This is a genomic window from Microcoleus sp. MON2_D5, assembly GCF_036701905.1.
Lineage (GTDB): Bacteria > Cyanobacteriota > Cyanobacteriia > Cyanobacteriales > Microcoleaceae > Microcoleus.
Map to the genome: position 1 here is coordinate 1 of NZ_JAUBRM010000197.1, position 3524 is coordinate 3524.

The window sequence follows — 3524 nt, forward strand, 5'->3', positions numbered from 1 at the left end:
TTTACGGATATGGGTTGATTTGCACTCAGGACATGGCATGGTGATTCCCTCTATTCATACTCTAATTATGCAACGCCTTTTTTGCTTTGCAGCAGGTGCGCTGGAATTCTGTAATTGTCTCTCTTGCTTGGCAGCTTTTCGCTGACGGGCCCACAGATCGTATTGATAGAAGTAGGCGGAAACTATAGCCATTCCGATCAGAATTAGAGTAAACCTTACGTGAATCATGAACTGTCTCAGTTCGTAAGAGTCGTTGTTGTAGGCTTCCTGTCTGCTAGGCGCAGGAACTACCGAAAATACAACACATACTACGAAAATAGATGTCACGAAGCTAATAATGAAGGCATTTAACCCTTCTTTCCAGTGTGCCTGCTTTGTGTTCGACCAAGCAGTTAAACGCTGGCGAAAATTATCCAGTGAAGGTTTTTGAGGTAAATGTGTCAGCAGTAGATTTGCCGCAAAGACAGAAAACCAGTGCAACCAACTAAATAGAATCGCTACCCAAATCCAACCCCCAATTAAAATAGCGGCAAGGTCTTCAGCCGACTGTACGGGAAACTGACCTTTAACCGTAGAAGTGAAAGCGTAAGTAAGCCCAAAACCTCTCAACAATGAGATAGGATAAGGAAGCCACGCGGGCCATGATGGAATTTTCATGAGTTTGCAGTTTTGTTAGGGATATCAAGATTGTCTCAAGCTTTAGTCCCAAGTGGTGAATTCAACCTTCCAGGTCAGCGCCTGGGAGGTTGAACTATTTTGATACACTGGGTTAGCGAAAAACTAACTTACAACCGTAAGCTGTGGGCGGAGACAGCTTGGGCTTTCGGTCGCCACGTCGAATTACAAAAAATAAAATTATGAAATTTAAAGGGTTTGACAAACAGTCTAAAAAACTGAAAAAATACAACCAATTAGATAAGCGCTTCACAAGTGATGGCACTGAATTTACTATGGAAGATATACCGGCTAACGGCGTCATAATGATTATGGACGAAGTTATGTATTTTCCTGAAGGTGTATTAGCTGGCAAAATTTATTATCCAACATCTATAGAGGGCAAAGTATTATATCCATCCGCCCCTTATTCTAAATGGTCAGAAATTTGTAGCTGCTATGGTGTTGAAATGCCTGATACTGCAACAGCGGGAGTTGAGGGAGAAGCAATTGGTTTTTGGGAGTGGGTATATCAAAAATGTCTGCCTGTTACTTTGTTAGATTGTCCTTGGGAAGTTCTTAGATTATTGTCTAAAAATGTTTTGGCAGCGTATCGTGTTCCTTTTACAAATAGAGCTAGAGAAAACAGAGACTTTAGAAAATAATTGAAGGGGTTTAAGGAAAGCACGCGGGCCATGATGGAATTTTCATGAGTTTGCAGTTTTGATAGGGATAACAAGATTGTCTTAAGCTTTAGTCTCCGTGGTAAATTCAACCTTCTAGGTCAACGCCTGGGAGGTTGAATCGTTACTAGCACCGCAGAGGTTCGAGGGATTTTGAGAAAATTGAAAATTTTTTGGCGTTGCTGAATCAGGGTATGAAAAAAATAACTTTAAAATCCAAAAGCTTTGTGGATACTGGTTTCTAGGACGGGCATATTTAACGTTTCATACCGTAAATCAGCAACGCCGAAAAAACTAAGTCGTCTCTACTCAGTTCCGCTGGAAAGCGCGAACAAAGTATTGCCAATTAGGGCGGTGAATAAATCGACGGCCAAGTCGATCGGAATCCCATTCAAATCTCTCACTTTTATTTCTCTACAATCAGCTCTGGCATTGCAATCAAGCAATTTAGTCCCGGGCACCCCAGATTCATTCCTTCGCAGACTCAGGACAGGAGTAATTCTCCAATCCTAAATCCCAAATCCCAAATCTAAAATCGGCTGACCATTTTTTCATGAATCATCTTCATCTGTGACAATTCTTCCAGCAGTCCCTGCGGTAGGGGAATTTTCACAGCTTCCAGCATACTTTGAATCCGATGCCTCCAATCGTGACGGGCTAAACTCTCAACATAGTTGCGTTTGTATATAGAATTAAGCCTCACTTCGTCCTGTAAAAGTTCATTAATGAATTCAACACTTTTTTGCGGGTCATCGGGCAACTCAATAGTAGCATCTTCCCAATTCATCAACTCATCCATTAGATGTGTAGTTGGACGCTTCCCAACTACCGCACCGCCAGTCGCAGTACCATAAAACCAACGCAGTGTAATAAACGAGTAAGGAAACCGACGCATACCAGGATAGAGCGTGTCAAATGCCAAGGTGAGTTTGCTATGTCTGAGAATGTGAAATAGCAGCCGAGTATCTGGCTCGTCTCTACGCATTTCGTAAGGCAATTTCGGAAATAGCTCTTCTGTTCTGGGCGTAGATTTATAGTAAATTTGTTCGGAACCAGGTTGATTAAATTTATTGAAAAACACAGTGTCATACTGTGAGGGTATCCGCCCGAAGCTTGTTAAATCTATTGAACGCTTGAGTTGACACGAACCCTGAACGAGAACATCAGCAGCAAAAGGGATCAGCGATACTGGTATACCAAAACTTTGTTTCAGTTCATCTATAATTTCTGGAAGTGCAACGAATAAATGATCTAAATGATAGACATTTTTTGAATAAATTGCCGGTGCCCAAGAATCGAAAATATAAGCGATGACAACATCAAAACGCTCCCTCCACTTAGGTATACTTGAGAGTAGTTCCAGATCTGCTCCTGATATCCCAATCATCAGTAAAACATTGGGTTTGTCTGACAATTGAGGTAAAAGTGGTAAATTATATACACCTGTAGTAGACTTAACCGCTTTACGGAGTATTCGACCGGCTAGCGGATAAAGTGTGGATGACCACTGGAATACATCGCGGGCAGATGGTACCAAAAGTTGTGCGTTGCAGGTTCGTACAACAATATTTTCTAATTCAAAAACAGGATCCCAGGATACACTTGAGACTAAAGCCCGTGAAGAAAGTACAAAAATATTCATAGCTGGATTTTAATTTTATTAAATGAGTCCGCACATCATACCAAAGACGAGGGGATTAGGGTATATTCAATAGTCCTGGACGCAACAATCCTATGGATAGAGGCAACCACGGAGGGATTGCCCCTACAAAACGCTATATGTAGAGGCTTTGCGTAAGTCCTGTTTAATTAAATTTGAAATGCCAATTCCCTTGAATCGACTTCCCAATTTACTTAGCTACTAGCTAGCAAATCTAGCCGAGCGCACTTATGGCAGCACTTGCACTGGGTCAATATATCGCCCTATCACGAAAAACAATAACACATCTATAATCTTAATGTCAATATTGATTATGAATTTTTAACAATATGTATTTTGCCGCTGAGTCGTGATCGCGTCTAGAAAGAGCGGGTTGATAAATCCTAAAGTGCCTAGGATTTATCAACCTTTTCCCTCTTCCTCTTTCCCCTTCCCCTTCTTTAGACTAAATTGGAGTTTAGACTAAGCAGGTCAAAAAGTGCGCTCGCTGTGAGAGTAGCTCACGTTTATCAAGAACGGCAATGGTC

Annotated in this window: 3 protein-coding genes; 1 reads left to right on the forward strand and 2 read right to left on the reverse strand. The window is 41.5% G+C overall.

Annotated features, from left to right (window positions below; genetic code table 11):
* Positions 1-54: 54 nt before the first annotated feature.
* Positions 55-657: a hypothetical protein gene (locus tag QUA47_RS30455; protein WP_333433568.1), complete on the reverse strand. Its 603-nt coding sequence runs from the start codon at positions 655-657 to the stop codon at positions 55-57.
* A gap of 200 nt (positions 658-857) precedes the next feature.
* Between QUA47_RS30455 and QUA47_RS30460 the strand changes: the two genes are divergently transcribed.
* A complete protein-coding gene (locus tag QUA47_RS30460) occupies positions 858-1319 on the forward strand; it encodes a hypothetical protein (protein ID WP_333433569.1) in 462 nt (153 codons plus the stop codon).
* 547 nt (positions 1320-1866) lie between these two features.
* Here the strand turns inward: QUA47_RS30460 and QUA47_RS30465 are convergent.
* The gene (locus tag QUA47_RS30465) at positions 1867-2979 is read right to left on the reverse strand and encodes a glycosyltransferase (RefSeq protein WP_333433570.1); all 1113 of its coding nucleotides are present in this window, start codon (positions 2977-2979) and stop codon (positions 1867-1869) included.
* Positions 2980-3524 lie beyond the last annotated feature (545 nt).

Coding starts and splice junctions, on each gene's coding strand:
- QUA47_RS30455 (WP_333433568.1), bottom strand. CDS start 657: ATGAAAATTCCATCATGGCCCGCGTGGCTTCCTTATCCTATCTCATTG.
- QUA47_RS30460 (WP_333433569.1), top strand. CDS start 858: ATGAAATTTAAAGGGTTTGACAAACAGTCTAAAAAACTGAAAAAATAC.
- QUA47_RS30465 (WP_333433570.1), bottom strand. CDS start 2,979: ATGAATATTTTTGTACTTTCTTCACGGGCTTTAGTCTCAAGTGTATCC.